The 14803-nt window shown below is 65.7% G+C and carries 12 protein-coding genes; 4 read left to right on the forward strand and 8 right to left on the reverse strand.

From position 1 onward, the window contains the following. Positions 1 to 172 precede the first annotated feature (172 nt). From gyrB to dnaA, 4 genes are all read right to left on the reverse strand, one after another. Positions 173 to 2593 (reverse strand): DNA topoisomerase (ATP-hydrolyzing) subunit B, encoded by a 2421-nt coding sequence (gyrB, locus tag BDK63_RS03195; RefSeq protein ID WP_183329887.1) that lies wholly within the window; start codon positions 2591 to 2593, stop codon positions 173 to 175. An 11-nt stretch (positions 2594 to 2604) separates the two neighbouring features. Then, complete coding sequence (recF, locus tag BDK63_RS03200; RefSeq protein WP_183330010.1) at positions 2605 to 3720, reverse strand: DNA replication/repair protein RecF; 1116 nt, start codon at positions 3718 to 3720, stop codon at positions 2605 to 2607. 41 nt (positions 3721 to 3761) lie between these two features. Further along, a complete protein-coding gene (dnaN, locus tag BDK63_RS03205; protein ID WP_183329888.1) occupies positions 3762 to 4865 on the reverse strand; it encodes a DNA polymerase III subunit beta in 1104 nt (367 codons plus the stop codon). 116 nt (positions 4866 to 4981) lie between these two features. Further along, positions 4982 to 6451, reverse strand: a complete 1470-nt coding sequence (gene dnaA, locus BDK63_RS03210) for a chromosomal replication initiator protein DnaA (RefSeq protein WP_183329889.1) — start codon at positions 6449 to 6451, stop codon at positions 4982 to 4984. A 520-nt stretch (positions 6452 to 6971) separates the two neighbouring features. Here dnaA and rpmH point away from each other — a divergent pair. From rpmH to mnmE, 4 genes are all read left to right on the forward strand, one after another. Next, complete coding sequence (gene rpmH / locus BDK63_RS03215; RefSeq protein WP_010626003.1) at positions 6972 to 7106, forward strand: 50S ribosomal protein L34; 135 nt, start codon at positions 6972 to 6974, stop codon at positions 7104 to 7106. A gap of 13 nt (positions 7107 to 7119) precedes the next feature. Then, positions 7120 to 7548, forward strand: a complete 429-nt coding sequence (gene rnpA / locus BDK63_RS03220) for a ribonuclease P protein component (RefSeq protein WP_183329890.1) — start codon at positions 7120 to 7122, stop codon at positions 7546 to 7548. A 185-nt stretch (positions 7549 to 7733) separates the two neighbouring features. Then, positions 7734 to 9428 (forward strand): membrane protein insertase YidC, encoded by a 1695-nt coding sequence (yidC, locus tag BDK63_RS03225; protein ID WP_183329891.1) that lies wholly within the window; start codon positions 7734 to 7736, stop codon positions 9426 to 9428. 117 nt (positions 9429 to 9545) lie between these two features. Then, the gene (gene mnmE / locus BDK63_RS03230) at positions 9546 to 10916 is read left to right on the forward strand and encodes a tRNA uridine-5-carboxymethylaminomethyl(34) synthesis GTPase MnmE (RefSeq protein WP_183329892.1); all 1371 of its coding nucleotides are present in this window, start codon (positions 9546 to 9548) and stop codon (positions 10914 to 10916) included. Positions 10917 to 10981: 65 nt separating this feature from the next. On the opposite strand, the gene BDK63_RS03235 is transcribed toward mnmE, so the two are convergent. From BDK63_RS03235 to rdgB, 4 genes are all read right to left on the reverse strand, one after another. Continuing rightward, positions 10982 to 11830, reverse strand: a complete 849-nt coding sequence (locus tag BDK63_RS03235; protein WP_183329893.1) for a 23S rRNA (adenine(2030)-N(6))-methyltransferase RlmJ — start codon at positions 11828 to 11830, stop codon at positions 10982 to 10984. Positions 11831 to 11932: 102 nt separating this feature from the next. Then, positions 11933 to 12610, reverse strand: a complete 678-nt coding sequence (locus tag BDK63_RS03240; protein WP_221202491.1) for a YiaD family glycine zipper/OmpA-like lipoprotein — start codon at positions 12608 to 12610, stop codon at positions 11933 to 11935. A 94-nt stretch (positions 12611 to 12704) separates the two neighbouring features. Continuing rightward, entirely contained in the window at positions 12705 to 13868 is a 1164-nt protein-coding gene (hemW, locus tag BDK63_RS03245; RefSeq protein WP_246385746.1) for a radical SAM family heme chaperone HemW, read from the reverse strand. An 8-nt stretch (positions 13869 to 13876) separates the two neighbouring features. After that, positions 13877 to 14482 (reverse strand): RdgB/HAM1 family non-canonical purine NTP pyrophosphatase, encoded by a 606-nt coding sequence (gene rdgB, locus BDK63_RS03250; RefSeq protein ID WP_183329895.1) that lies wholly within the window; start codon positions 14480 to 14482, stop codon positions 13877 to 13879. Between the last annotated feature and the right edge of the window lie 321 nt (positions 14483 to 14803).

Consider the following 14803-nt stretch of genomic DNA (forward strand, 5'->3'; position numbering starts at 1 on the left):
TTGCTTGGCGCTTGGCGCTTGGCGCTTGGCGCTTGGCGCTTGGCGCTTGGCGCTTGGCGCTTGGCGCTTGGCGCTTGGCGCTTGGCGCTTGGCGCTTGGCGCTTGGCGATTGGCGCTTGGCGCTTGGCGCTTGGCGCTTGGCGCTCAGTCATGTTTCACGTGAAACACGGAATCACACGTCGAGGTTGGCCACCAGGGCGTTACGTTCGATGAAGTCACGGCGCGGCTCGACCTCGTCACCCATCAGGGTGTTGAACATCATGTCGGCGGCGACCGCATCCTCGATCGTCACCCGCAGCATGCGGCGGGTGTCCGGATTCATGGTGGTCTCCCACAGCTGATCCGGGTTCATCTCACCCAGCCCCTTGTAGCGCTGCAGGGAAAGTCCGCGCTGGGCCTCGCTCATCAGCCACTCCAGGGCCTCGTAGAAGGTGCTGACCCGCTTCTTGCGTTCGCCACGCCCCACGTAGGCTCCCTCTTCCAGCAGGCCATCGAGGGTCTCGCCGAGGCCGGCAATGGCGCGATAATCCGCACTGGTGAAGAAATCGAGCCCCCAGACATAGTCGGTGGTCACGCCATGGGCCGCCAGGGTCACGGCAGGCAGCCACAGGCTGCGCTCCGCGTCTTCCTCCAGCCGGAAGGTGTAGCGTGGACCGCCCTCGTAGGCCACCAAGGCATCCATCTCGCCCTGCAGCTGGTCGATCCAGTGCTGCATGGTGACCCGGTCGCGAAGGCTCGCCTCCCCATCGAGGCGGGCCGCATGCACCACCTTGCGCAGCACCTCATTGGGATAGACGCGGGACAACCGGTCGATGCGCCGCATGACGTCACGGTACTCGTTGACCAGCGCCTCGAGCTGGGAGCCCGCGATGCCGGGCGCATCGGCGTTGACGTGCAGGCGGGCGCCATCCAGCGCCGTGGTGGTCAGGTAGTCGATCATCGCCTGCTCGTCCTTCAGGTAGAGCTCCTGCTTGCCGCGCTTGATCTTGTAGAGCGGCGGCTGGGCGATGAACACATGGCCGCGCTCGATCAACTGTGACATCTGGCGGAAGAAGAAGGTCAGCAGCAGCGTGCGGATGTGGGAGCCGTCGACATCGGCATCGGTCATGATGATGATCGAGTGGTAGCGCAGCTTGTCCGGATTGAACTCCTCGCGGCCGATACCGCAGCCCAGCGCGGTGATCAGCGTACCCACCTCGGCAGACGACAGCATCTTGTCGAATCGTGCCTTCTCGACGTTGAGGATCTTGCCCTTCAGCGGCAGGATCGCCTGGGTGCGACGATCACGCCCCTGCTTGGCACTGCCGCCCGCCGAGTCACCCTCGACCAGGAAGAGCTCGGAGAGGCTCGGATCCTTCTCCTGGCAGTCGGCCAGCTTGCCGGGCAGTCCGGCGATATCCAGGGCTCCCTTGCGACGGGTCATGTCACGCGCCTTGCGGGCGGCCTCCCGGGCTCGGGCGGCGTCGAGCATCTTGTTGACGATCGCCTTCGCCTCGTTGGGCTTCTCCACCAGGTACTCGGAGAACAGGCGCCCCATCTCCTGCTCGACCGCCGTCTTCACCTCGGAAGAAACCAGCTTCTCCTTGGTCTGCGAGGAGAACTTCGGGTCGGGGACCTTGACCGAGATGATCGCGACCAGGCCCTCCCGGGCATCATCGCCGGAGGTGTTCACCTTGGACTTCTTGAGCAGCCCCTCGGACTCGATGTAGCCGTTCAGCGTCCGGGTCAGCGCGGCCCGGAATCCCGCCAGGTGGGTGCCGCCGTCACGCTGGGGGATATTGTTGGTGTAGCAGAAGATGTTCTCCGAGAAGGAGTCGTTCCACTGCATCGCCACCTCGACGCTCACGCCGTCCTCACGTTCCGCGTTGAAGTGGAACACCGGGTTGAGCACCGCCTTGTTGGTATTGAGGTGGTGGACGAAGGCCTCCAGGCCACCCTCGTAATGGAAGAGTTCCTCCTTGCCGCTGCGCTCGTCGATCAGGCGAATGGCGACACCGGAGTTGAGGAAGGAGAGCTCACGCAGGCGCTTGGCGAGGATATCGTAGTGGAACTCGATATTGGCGAAGGTCTCCGGAGAGGGGCGGAAATGCACCCGTGTCCCGCTGTTCTCGGTCTTGCCCACGACCGCCAGCGGCGCCGCCGGAACGCCATGGTAATAGACCTGCTCGAAGACCTCGCCGGCCCGCCAGATGGTGAGCTTGAGCTCCTCGGAGAGGGCGTTGACCACCGAGACACCGACGCCGTGAAGGCCACCCGAGACCTTGTAGGAGTTGTCGTCGAACTTGCCGCCGGCATGCAGGACCGTCATGATCACCTCGGCCGCCGACACGCCCTCCTCCTCGTGGATATCGGTGGGAATGCCCCGTCCATTGTCGCTGACGGTGACCGATTCATCGGGATGGATCACCACCCGGATCTCGCTGCAGTGACCGGCCAGCGCTTCATCGATGGAGTTGTCCACCAGTTCGAACACCATGTGGTGCAGGCCCGTGCCGTCATCGGTATCACCGATGTACATGCCGGGACGCTTGCGTACGGCATCCAGCCCCTTGAGTACCTTGATGCTCGATGAATCGTAGGCCTGTTCGCTCATTGACTGCTCCGTCATGAAGTCTGTCGTTCCAGTGGCTCCAGGTGCCCCGCCCCGTCACTCGAACGTTTCACGTGAAACACCGAGATCGGCGTATCGGGTTGCCACAGATCTGCCAGGGCATCGTGGTCGACGCTGGTGATGAACACCTGGCAGTGCATGCTTTCCAGCCAGTGACAGAACACGCGTCGATGTGCGCTGTCCAGCTCCGCCGGGAGATCATCGATCAGGTAGATGCAGGTACGTCCGGTGATGGCCTCCAGAAGTCGCCCCTGGGCCAGCTTGAGGGCGCTGACCACGAGCTTCTGCTGGCCGCGGGAGAGCACTTCCACCGCGGGTCGCCGATCGAGTCGTATCGCGAGGTCCGCCCGCTGGGGCCCCTGCTGGGTAAACCCCATCTGCCTGTCGGTCTCCCTCCCCTGGCGCAGGATCTCGGCGAGATCACGGCGCTTGTCCCAGCCGCGCGAGTAGCGCAGCCGCAGCCCGCTGATCGGCAGCAGGCCATCCAGCGTCTCCTCGAAGACCGGAAGGAAGGCCTCGACCCAGGCGCTGCGCAGGGCATCGATCCGCTCGCTCCACTGCACCAGCTCCTGCTCCCAGGCCGACAGGGAAGCATCGTCCATTCTACCATGCCTGAGCAGGGCATTCCGATGTTTCAGTGCCCGCCGGGCACGCTGCCAGGCGTCGAGAAAGTCGTGTTTCACGTGAAACACACCCCAGTCGAGAAACTCGCGCCGACCGGCCGGCGCCCCCTCCAGGAGGCGAAAGGCATCGGGGTTGATCAACTGCAGGGGGAGGGTCTCGACCAGGCGGGTGACACGGGTGATACGCTCGCCGGCCAGCCGCATCTCGAGTTCGCTCTCGCTGCGCAGGCGGCGCACGCCGAAGGGCACCGGGGGTTCACCGGCCAGGCGACCGTGAAGCACCAGGCCATCGCCGTCATGGGCAATGACATGGCGCATGTTGCGGGTGCGGAACGAACGGCCCATGCCGAGGATATGGATGCCTTCCAGCAGGCTGGTCTTGCCGCTGCCGTTGGCGCCACTGATCAGGTTGATCCGGGATCCCGGTTCAAAATCAATGGCTTGCAGATTCCTCAGGCCCTGGAAGACGAGACGATCTAGAGGCATGTTCACAGGGGAGCAGCACCCCGCGGGGTGCCACCCGGGTCTCAGAGGCGCATCGGCATGACGACATAGAGGGCGTCGCCGCCCCCCGGCTCCTCCATCAGCGCGCTGCTGTTGGGGTCCGCCAGGGTCATCTGCACGCGGTCCTCATCGATGGCATTGAGCACGTCGACCAGATAGCCCACATTGAAGCCGATCTCCATGGCCGGACCGCTGTACTCGATGGCGATGTTCTCCTCGGCCTCCTCCTGCTCGGGGTTGTTGGCCATGACCCTCAGGTTGCCCTCCTCCAGGTTGAGCCGGACGCCGCGATACTTCTCGTTGGAGAGGATCGCGGTTCGCGACAGCACCTGGCGCAGTTCCGCACGGTCGGCGATGAAGACCTTGTCGCCACCCCGCGGCACCACCCGCTCGTAGTCGGGAAACTTGCCGTCCACCAGCTTGGAGGTGAAGGTGAAGTCGCCCGTGTGGGCGCGCACATGGCTCGCCCCCAGGGTCAGGCTGACCGGCTCCTCGCCGTCATCGAGCAGGCGCACCAGCTCGAGGATGCCCTTGCGGGGGACGATGAGCTTCTGGGCGGGCTCGACCTGCACCTCGGCCGGGCGCGAGCAGACCGCCAGGCGATGGCCATCGGTGGCCACCGCGCGCACCAGGTTCGAGCGTATCTCCAGCAGCATCCCGTTGAGGTAATAGCGCACGTCCTGCTGGGCCATGGCGAAGGAGGTGGCATCGATGAGCTGCTTGAGGACTCCCCGCGGCAGGCTCAGCTCGATGCTGCCCTGGCTATCCTCGATGTTGGGGAACTCCGCCACCGGCAGGGTCGAAAGCGTGAAGCGCGAACGACCGCTGCGCAGCACCGCCCTGCCCTCCTCCAGGGAGAGCTGGATCTCGGCCTGGTCGGGAAGGGACTTGCAGATATCCATCAGCTTGCGCGCCGGCACCGTGGCGGCACCCGGCTCGTCGACCTGGCTGGCCACGGTCCGACCGATCAGCTCGACCTCCAGGTCGGTCCCGGTCAGTGCCAGCTGATCCTGGTCCACCTGGATCAGCACGTTGGAGAGGACCGGCAGGGTCTGGCGCCGCTCGACGACGCCGGCGACCAGCGCCAGCGGTCGCAGCAGAGCTTCGCGGGAGATGGAAAATTTCATGTCGGCTCCACGTCTTGTCCTGAAGGGTTGCAGCCGGCGCGGCTCTGGCCGAACGGCATGGCGGTTATTTAAACACAGGCGAGCAGGAACAGGGGCAGGTGGCTACGCTCGCAGCGCTAGCTGGTCAGCAGTCGGAGGAGGTTCTTGTAGTCCTCGCGGATATCCGCGCTCTCCTCCTGCAGCGCCTGGACCTTGCGGCAGGCGTGCAGCACCGTGGTGTGGTCACGACCGCCGAAGGCATCACCGATCTCCGGCAGGCTATGGTTGGTCAGTTCCTTGGCCAGGGCCATGGCCACCTGGCGTGGCCGCGCCACAGAGCGCGAGCGACGCTTGGAGAGCAGGTCGGAGAGCTTGATCTTGTAGTACTCGGCCACGGTGCGCTGGATGTTGTCGACGCCCACCTGCTTGTCCTGGAGCGCCAGCAGGTCCTTCAGGGATTCCCGGATGAAGTCCTGGGTGATCGGCTTGCCCATGAAGTGGGAGTCGGCAATCACCTTCTTCAGCGCGCCCTCGAGCTCACGCACGTTGGAGCGGATCTTCTGGGCGATGAAGAAGGCGGCATCATGGGGCAGCTCGACCTTGGCCTGATCGGCCTTCTTCATCAGGATCGCCACCCGCGTCTCGAGTTCGGGTGGCTCGATGGCCACGGTCAGCCCCCAGCCGAACCTCGACTTCAACCGCTCCTCGACGCCGCTGATCTCCTTCGGATAGCGATCCGAGGTGAGGATCATCTGCTGGCCACCCTCCAGCAGGGCATTGAAGGTGTGGAAGAACTCCTCCTGGGAGCGCTCCTTGCCGGCGAAGAACTGGATGTCATCGATCAGCAGCGCATCGACGCTACGGTAGAAGCGCTTGAAGTCGTTGATGGCATTGAGCTGCAGCGCCTTGACCATGTCGGCCACGAAGCGTTCGGAGTGCAGGTAGACGACTCGGGCGTTCTCGCGGCGCCCGGCCAGGGCGTTACCCACGGCGTGCATGAGGTGGGTCTTGCCGAGGCCGACGCCGCCATAGAGGAACAGCGGATTGTAGGCCCCTCCGGGGTTCTCGGAGACCTGCCGAGAGGCCGCCCGGGCCAGCTGGTTGGACTTGCCCTCGACGAAGGTCTCGAAGGTGAAGTTGGGGTTGAGGCCACTGTTGTGCTTGAGGCTGCCCTCGACCTGCACCTGACGCTCGCCGCCGGCGCGCCGGCTGGCTGCCCCCTCCTCGCGCAGCGCCTCGATCTCGCGTTCGTCCCCCACGTCACCTCGCGGCGGCACCTGCACCGCCGGGGCTGCAGGGCGCCTGGGGCTCGCCGATACCGGGTTGCCCAGCTCCCGTGGCTGGGGCCTGGGAGCCGTGCGGCGGCTGCCCACCGACAGCACCACCTTGGGGGGCTTGGCCGGCGAGAGCTCACGCATCAGCTCCCCGATGCGCTTGGCATACTTGTCGCTGACCCAGTCCCGCACGAAGCGGTTGGGTGCCAGCAGACACAGCTCGTTCGACTCCCCCTCCTCCGCCTGCAGCGGGCGAATCCAGGTGTTGAACTGCTGGGAGCTCAATTCATCCTGCAGGGTGTCCAGACACTGTTGCCAGAGAGCTAGCGACACGCGACCTCACCATCGGTTGGAAAACGACCGCATATTGTATCGTTGACGGCACGGGTTATCCACACCCTTGCCCACGACCTTGGTGGCTGTGGAAAACTCCGCGTCTTCCGGCAGGACAGCCACCCCCCGGCCCTGGGGATATCTGCGGCCTGTGGATCGCTGCCGATAGGGTCCACCGGTCGCCAACAGCTTCGACACGCCTTTCACGCCACTTCCCCACAGATTTTCACTGAATACAACCGGTTGTTTCACATTTAAAAAATCATGTTATCCACAGAACCTGTCCCCAGTATTAATAACAGCATCTACAGGAAGACCTTAACCAATAGTGATGGTAGTCCCTCCCTGGTCGCGAACCCTCGTCAGGCTTCGCGGCGATGACGGAACGGAAAAATTGCACCGGAGGCCCGAAATCACTACAATTTCCGGTCTTGAGCCGAATACCACCGGGTTCCCCAGCGGAATCCGGACGCCTCGAAATTGTCGATTCGTCCTAAAAACCACGTGGGAATAACGAGTTATGAAACGCACTTTTCAGCCCAGCGTTCTCAAGCGCAAGCGCGTGCACGGCTTCCGTGCCCGCATGGCCACCAAGAACGGTCGTGCCGTCCTGGCGCGTCGTCGCGCCAAGGGTCGCAAGCGCCTGAGCGCCTGATCACGGACTGCACGTGTCCCGTCAGGCTTTTCCCCGCCGTCTGCGCCTGCTGACGGCGGGGGACTATCGGCGCGTCTTCGAGACGGCGGCCTTCAAGGTGCACGGCGAGGGACTCCTGGTCCTGGCGGTGCCCAACGATCTGGGGCACCCCCGTCTGGGGCTGGTGGTCAGCAAGAAGAATCTCCGCCGCGCCGTCGATCGCAACCGTCTCAAGCGTCTCGCACGAGAGTCCGTCCGCCTGCATCAGCAGCAGCTTCCCCCTGTGGATATCGTGTTGCTGGCCAGGCGTGGTGTGGGTGAGCTGGACAACCCCACCCTGCACCGCCAGCTGCAAGGCATGTGGCGACGTCTCACTCGAGATGCCGGGAAGGTCCTGGCCACGACGCCGGAACGGAGTGCGCCAGCCGAAAGCACCTGCGGGACCGTCGGCCACGGCGGGTGACCGGCCAGCCAAGGAGTCAGCACGATGCCACGACTTCCTCTCCGGGTGATCATTGACGCCGCCGCAACGACCGCCGACAGTCCGTGTCCGGAATCCAGCCTGCCTTCGGCAGGCTTTTGTCTATATCGGGCGTGCGATCCCTTTCGCGCCATTGGCATCTTCACTACCCATCGGGCAGAACCCTCATGGACGTAAAACGACTCCTATTGCTGATTCCACTGGCGGTGCTCGCCTACCTGATCGTCGTTCAGTGGAATCAGGACTACGGTCAGGTAGCCCCTGAACCAGAAGCCCCCTCCTTCACCAGCAGCGCTCCACAAGCCGAGGGCGCTGCCGAGGCCGACAGCGGTGATGGCCTGGCGGTCCCCAGCGCCCCGCGCGCCGAGGGTGACATGGGCGAAGCCATGCCCGGCGACAGCGCCGGTGCGGCCCGCAGCCGCGACCTGATCGCGGTGGTCACCGATGTCCTCGATCTGCGCATCGATCCCCAGGGCGGCGACATCGTCTATGCGGCCCTGCCGCAGCACAAGCTGACGCTCGGTTCCGACCGTCCCTACGTCCTGCTGTCGGACAGCGAGTCCCGCAGCTACGTGGCCCGCTCCGGCCTGCAGCTCGATGGCCACGCCGGTCGCATCGCCTTCACCCCGGGAAATACCGAGTACCGCCTGGCCGAGGATGATAACCGTCTCGAAGTCGACCTCACCGCCGAGGTGAACGGCGTCGACATCATCAAGCGCTTCGCCTTCGAGCGCGGCAGCTACGCGGTCGACGTGAACTACTACCTGGCCAACAACACCGAGGAGCCGGTCACGGCCCGTTTCATCGGCCAGCTCGCCCGCGACAACAGCCCCGACCCCTCGAGCGGCGTCGCCATGGGCATGAGCTCCTACCTGGGGGCGGCCTTCTCCACCGAGGAGAGCCGCTACGAGAAGGTCGACTTCGACGATATCCAGCGCGGCCGCTTCGAGAACCGCGACTCCCAGGGCGGCTGGGTAGCGATCATCCAGCACTACTTCGTCTCCGCCTGGGCGCCGTCCCAGAACCAGCCGAATCTCTTCTACGCCACCACCGACTCCCAGAACCGCAACGTGGCTGCCTTCGCCGGCCCGGTCAGCACTCTGGCCCCCGATGGCGAGGCCCGCCTGGGTGCCACCCTGTATGTGGGCCCCAAGGTCCAGGACTACCTGGAAGCCGTGGCCCCGAACCTGCGTCTGACCGTCGACTTCGGCTGGCTGTGGTTCATTGCCAACCCGCTGTTCTGGCTGCTCGACCAGATCCACAGCCTGATCGGCAACTGGGGCTGGTCCATCGTCTTCCTGACCATCGTGGTCAAGCTGGCCCTGTGGCCGCTCTCCGCCAAGGCCTACAAGTCCATGGCCCGCATGCGCAAGCTGGGCCCGGAAATGCAGCGCCTGAAGGAGCAGTACGGCGACGATCGCCAGAAGATGTCCCAGGAGATGATGAAGTTCTACCAGAAGGAGAAGATCAATCCGCTGGGCGGCTGCCTGCCGATCCTGGTCCAGATGCCGGTCTTCATCGCCCTGTACTGGATGCTGCTCGAGTCCGTGGAGCTGCGCCATGCGCCCTTCATGTTCTGGATCCAGGACCTGTCGGTGAAGGACCCGTTCTTCATCCTGCCGATCCTGATGGGCGCCTCGATGTTCGTGCAGCAGCTGCTGAACCCGACGCCGCCGGACCCGATGCAGGCGAAGATCATGCGCATGCTGCCGATCGTCTTCACCTTCTTCTTCTTGTGGTTCCCGGCCGGCCTGGTGATCTACTGGGTGGTCAACAACATCATCTCGATCGCCCAGCAGTACGTGATCACGCGCCGGATCGAGAACGATCCCAGCGTCGGCAAGGGCATGAAGACCAAGTAGCCGCTTCCCGCCACGCACCAACCCGGACCCCCGCCCCATGCGGGGGTCTGGCGTTTCCGGCACCCGAAAAGGACAATGGCCCCACCCAGCCCGCGCCAAGGACACCAGGAGACTACGATGCCCGGCACCCTCTATGCCCAGGACACCATCGCGGCACTCGCCACCCCGCCGGGACGGGGTGGCGTCGGCATCATTCGCGTCTCCGGGCCGCTGTGCACGGCGATCGCCGAGGCCATGGTGGGTCACTGCCCCTCGCCACGCCGCGCCCACTATGGGCCCTTCCACGGCGACTCGGCGGTGATCGACGAGGGGATCGCGCTGTTCTTCGCCGGTCCGCACTCCTTCACCGGCGAGGACGTGCTGGAACTGCAGGGCCACGGCGGCACGGTGATCATGGACCTGCTGCTCGAACGCTGCGTGCGGCTGGGGGCCAGGCTGGCGCGTCCCGGCGAGTTCTCCGAGCGGGCCTTCCTCAACGACAAGCTCGACCTGGCCCAGGCCGAGGCGATCGCCGACCTGATCGACGCCAGCTCACGGGCGGCGGCGGAGAACGCCCTGCGCTCGCTGCAGGGCGAGTTCTCGCGCCGGGTCGAGGGGCTGGTCCAGCGTCTCATCGAGCTGCGCATGTACGTGGAGGCGGCCATCGACTTCCCCGAGGAGGAGATCGACTTCCTGGCCGACGGCAAGGTCGCGGCGATGCTCGCCGAAGTGAAGGCTGAGCTGGATGCGGTCCGCACGGCCGCCGGCCAGGGGGCGCTGATGCGCGAGGGCATGAGCGTGGTGATCGCCGGCCGACCCAACGCCGGCAAGTCCAGCCTGCTCAATGCTCTCACCGAGCAGGAGACGGCCATCGTCACGGATATCGCGGGCACCACCCGGGACGTGCTTCGCGAGCATGTGCATATCGACGGCATGCCGCTGCACGTGATCGATACCGCCGGCCTCCGCGACACCCCGGACGCCGTGGAGAAGATCGGCGTGGCCCGGGCCTGGGCCGAGATCGAGAAGGCCGACCGCGTGCTGCTGCTGGTCGATGCCGGCACCACCGAGGCGACCGACCCCATGGCCATCTGGCCGGAGTTCGTCGCACGCCTGCCCGATGCCTCCCGGCTTACCCTGGTCCGCAACAAGATCGACACCAGCCGGGAAGCCCCGGGAATCGAGTTATCCACAGCCACGCCGATCGTCAGGCTCTCGGCGAGGACCGGCGAGGGTGTGGATAACCTCAAGACGCACCTCAAGGCGGTGATGGGCTATGCCGCCACTCCGGAGGGCCGCTTCTCGGCCAGGCGGCGCCACCTGGATGCCCTGGATCGGGCCCGCCAGGCGCTCGAGAGCGGCGAGGCCCAGCTGGTCGGCTACGGTGCCGGCGAGCTGCTGGCCGAGGACCTGCGTGACGCCCAGCAGGCGCTGGGAGAGATCACCGGCGAGTTCAGTGCGGATGATCTGCTCGGCGAGATCTTCGGCAGCTTCTGCATCGGCAAGTGATAAGGATCACGGCGCATCCGCACGGCCTGTATCACCCCCGCTCGGCGTGAGCGTCGGCAGCGAGGCTACTCCTCGACCCACCAGCCGCCCGTATGGCGGCTCGTCCTGTCCAGCAGGGGGCAGACCCGGGACATGGCCTCCTCCAGCCGTTCGCCCAGCCCCCAGGGCGGATTGACCACCAGCATCCCGCTGCCGACCATGCCGCGCTCGTCCTCGGCAGGCTCGTGGTGCCGAAGCTCGCTGCGCCAGATCTTGCGAAGACCGCCGTCGCGCAGCGTATCCAGCAGCTCGTGGTGGCGAGCGGCCGGCAACAGCGGGTACCACACCAGCACCACCGCGTGCCGCGCCTTGTCCATCGCCGACAGCACCGTCTCGGCCACCTCCCGATACTCCGTCTTGCGTTCGTAGCTGGGATCGATCAGCACGCAGAGGCGGGGGGTCGAGACCGGCAGCCGCCGCAGCAGGCCCGCCAGGCCATCCCCCTGGATGCGCTGCACGTTGGTCCCCAGCGCCTGGTCCTCCAGGTGCCGATACTCGCCGGGATGCAGCTCGAACAGCACCAGCCGATCGCGGGGTTGCAGCCGGTGGGAGAGCCACCAGGGGGATCCTGGATAGCATGCCAGGGACGCCGCGCACTCCTGGGCGGCGGCGAGTGAGGAGAGCCAGGGTCCCAGCAGCGGCGTCGCCTGCAGCGCCTCCCGGGCCTGCCAGAGCGGCGCCACGCCCTGGCGGTACTCCCCCAGCCTGGCGGTCTCCTCGGCCGATAGCGGATAGAGGCCGCGGCCCGAATGGGTATCGATATACGTAACAGGGGATTTCTTACGTAATAGATGATCGATGACGGCGAACAGCGTCAGATGCTTGTGAACGTCGGCGAAATTGCCGGCATGGTAGGCGTGCTGATAGGAAAGCATGGAAGACGGTCCGTGAATCGGCAAGGCGGTCGACAAGGAAAGGGGCCCGCCACTTCGCAGTGACGGGCCCCGGAGGCAGGGTCGCGGGAAGCTACCCGGCGATTACTGGAACTGGCTCTCGATGGGCGAGAGGGTGATCTCGACACGGCGGTTCTGTGCACGCCCCTGCTCGGTGGCGTTGCTGTCGACAGGCTGGCTCTGGCCATAGCCGGTCATGTAGAGGCGGTTGCGCGCCACGCCGGACTGGGCCAGGTAGTTGCCGACGGCCTCGGCACGCCGCTCGGAGAGGCGCTGGTTGTAGTCGGCGTTGCCGGTGCTGTCGGTGTGACCGCCGATGTTGACCCGGGTGTCGTCGTACTGGGTGAGGATCGACGCCACGTCGTTCAGCGCATTGCGAGCGCTCATGGTGAGCTCGCTGGAGTCGAAGCCGAAGGTCACGCTGCTCGGCATGTTGAGCACGATGTCATCGCCGCGACGATCGACCTGGATACCGGTCCCCTGGGTGCTCTGACGCAGCTCCTGCTCCTGGCGATCCATGTAGGCGCCGATGCCGGCCCCGGCGGCGGCGCCCACGGCGGCACCGATCAGGGCGCGGTCGCGGCGGCTGGTGCTGCCGTCACCGCTCAGCGCACCGGCGGCGGCACCCACGGCGGCACCGATGGCCGCACCGGTTCCGGTCGTGGAGCGCTGGGTCTGCCCGGAGTAGGGGTCGGTGGTGGCGCAACCCACCAGCAGGGCAGCGGCGGCGACCGGGACGAACAGACGTGGGAACTTGATCATGGGGTATCTCCTTGATGTCGGGATGGCAGTTCCGGACCGCCCTCCTGGCGGCAGCGGATCAGCGATGAGCGATGAGCGATGAGCAGAAAGATCGTCAGTCCTGGCTGATCAACGCCAGCAATTCGTTCAAGAATAATAGACCCTGTGGCGATGCCTGCAGGCGCTTCGCATCTTCCACAAGAAGTCCTTTTTTCCGGGCGGCCGACAGGCGTTCCTCGAGGGCCTCCCGCGAACGACCGGTATGCGCCGACCAGGTCGACAGCGGGACCCCCTCGACGAGGCGCAGCGCATTCATGGCGAACTCCAGCGGCAGCTCGTCCCCATCGACCCGGCTGCGGCCCGCGACAAACCCTCGCGGATCATCCCGTCGCCTCAGGTAGGCCTCCGGCTGGCGGCTCTTCCAGCGCCTCTCGATGGCCAGCGACCCCTCGCCCTCGACGCGACTCAGCTTGCCATGGGCGCCGGCCCCGATGCCCAGGTAGTCGCCGAACCGCCAGTAGTTGAGGTTATGCCGCGAGCGAAGCCCCCCCCGGGCATAGGCGGAGATCTCGTAGCGGGAGTAGCCGGCGGCCTCCAGCCGGGCGTGCCCCTGGTCCTGGATGTCCCACAGCGTCTCCTCCTCGGGCAATCGGGGGGGATGGGTGTGGAACTCGGTATTGGGTTCGAGGGTGAGCTGGTACCAGGAGAGGTGCTCGGGGGCGAGCGAGAGGGCTCGCTCGAGGTCGTCGAGGGCCAGCGCCGGTGTCTGCCCCGGCAGCCCGTGCATCAGGTCCAGGTTGAGATTGTCGAAGCCGGCCGCGCGGGCCTCAGCCACCGCCGCGACGGCATCACGACCCGAGTGGATGCGGCCAAGCGCCTCGAGCTGGGGATCCTGGAAGCTCTGCACGCCGAGCGACAGGCGGTTGATGCCCGCCTCCCGATAGCCGGCGAAGCGCCCGCGCTCCAGGGTCCCCGGGTTGGCCTCCAGGGTGATCTCGATATCGGAGGCCATGGGCAGACGCGCGGCGATATGGTCCAGCAATTGCTGATAGAAGGACGCCGACATCAGGCTCGGGGTGCCACCGCCGACGAACAGGCTGACCAGCTCACGCCCCGCGGCAAGCTCGAGCTCCTGGTCCAGGTCCGCGACAAGGGCCTCCAGGTAGTCCGCCTCGGGCAGCGCGGCGCCACGCCCCACCCCGTGGGAGTTGAAGTCGCAGTAGGGGCACTTGCGCACGCACCAGGGCACATGCACATAGAGGGAGAGGGGCGGCAGCATCGGGCCCTTCATCGCGGCGCCGGACCCAGGGCCTCTACCAGGGCCCGCAGGGCCCGGCCGCGATGGCTCAGCCGATTCTTCTCCTCGGCGGCAAGCTCGGCCACGCTCATGGCCTGGTCCGGCAGCCAGAACAGCGGGTCATAGCCGAAGCCGCCCTCGCCTCGGGGGTGGGCCAGCACTTCCCCTTCCCAGCTACACTGAACGATCAGCGGCACCGGGTCCTCGGCATGGCGCAGGTGGACCAGCACGCACCAGTAGCGGGCAGTCCGCTGGCCTTCGGGGACCTCGGCCAGGGCCTCCAGCAAGCGGGCATTGTTGCGCGCATCGCTCTTCGGCTCGCCGGCGAAACGCGCCGAGTAGATTCCGGGGGCGCCGCCGAGCGCATCTACCTCCAGGCCGGAGTCGTCGGCGAGCGCGGGGAGACCACTCACCCGGCTCGCTTCCCTGGCCTTGAGCAGGGCATTCTCGACGAAGGTCAGACCGGTCTCGTCGACCTCGGGGACATCGAAGTCGGCTTGGGGCCGCACTTCGAATCCCAGCGGCGCCAGCAGCTGGTGGAATTCGCGGAGCTTGCCGGCGTTGCCGCTGGCCAGCACCAGGGGGGTCGGGGTCATGTCTCTACTCCGGGAAGCGGGTGGGTGCACATTCTACGGTTCACCCCTGCCGATGGAAATGTGTGCCGGCGCGGCCGAGGACGGGTATGAGAAAGGTCAGTCGGGGAGGACGACAGGGTATCAGGACACTGAGCCGGCCATGGTGATTTTCACTGCGAGTGGAGGAGCGACAAAGCGTCCCGATGGCGGCAACGGATTGATTCCATGTGGAAACATGATTTGTTTATGGCATTTTCGAATAAAAAACCATAGCTAAAGACCAAAAAGTTAGTAACAGAATCTTACATTGTCGCCAACACTTCACCGAAGTCATCTTATTTT

The sequence above is a fragment of the Halomonas campaniensis genome (genome assembly GCF_014193375.1).
Lineage (GTDB): Bacteria > Pseudomonadota > Gammaproteobacteria > Pseudomonadales > Halomonadaceae > Halomonas > Halomonas campaniensis.